A 763-nucleotide genomic window follows, 5' to 3' on the forward strand; every position below is an offset into this window, starting at 1 on the left:
CTGTAGGTGTTGCTTTTAGTGGGTGTTGGATATTATCATTTAGAGGCTACAGCCTCTAAGTGGCTTAAATTTTTTGCCAAGTCGAAGGGACTGGAAAGTTCCGCCGTAGAGGGTAATAGCCCTGTAGACGTAAAGCAAAAGAAGTCAGATGATATCCAGAGTATCACGGGACACGAGAAACCCTGTGAGAATATGGGAGGACCACCTTCCAAGACTAAATACTCCTGAATGACCGATAGTGAACAAGTACCGTGAGGGAAAGGTGAAAAGAACCCCGGGAGGGGAGTGAAATAGAAACTGAAACCGTAAGCTTACAACAAGTAGGAGGACTATTAGAAAGTCTGACTGCGTACTTTTTGTATCACGGACCGGCGAGTTACTGATCGTAGCAGAAGGTTAAGCCATAGAGGTGTAGCCAGAGCGAAAGCGAGTCTGAATAGGGCGGAAGTTATGATGAGTAGACCCGAAACCGAGTGATCTATCCATGACCAGGGTGAAGCGGGTGTAAGAGCCTGTGGAGGCCCGAACCCGGTGTTGTTGAAAAAACATGGGATGAGTTGTGGATAGGGGTGAAAGGCCAATCGAACTCGGAGATAGCTGGTTCTCCTCGAAATAGCTTTAGGGCTAGCCTCAGAGTAAAAGTTAGTTGGTTGTAGAGCACTGATTGGACAAGGGGCCCAACAAGGTTACCAAATCCATTCAAACTCCGAATGCCAATTAATGTTCTCTGGGAGTCAGACTATGGGGGATAAGCTTCATAGTC

The 763-nt window shown here is 46.9% G+C and carries 1 rRNA gene; it reads left to right on the forward strand.

The window, feature by feature from the left end:
- A 23S ribosomal RNA gene (locus LJ207_RS12260) occupies positions 1–763 on the forward strand; the annotation flags it as partial.

Origin of the sequence: Halanaerobium polyolivorans (genome assembly GCF_020711195.1) — a bacterium.
Lineage (GTDB): Bacteria > Bacillota > Halanaerobiia > Halanaerobiales > Halanaerobiaceae > Halanaerobium > Halanaerobium polyolivorans.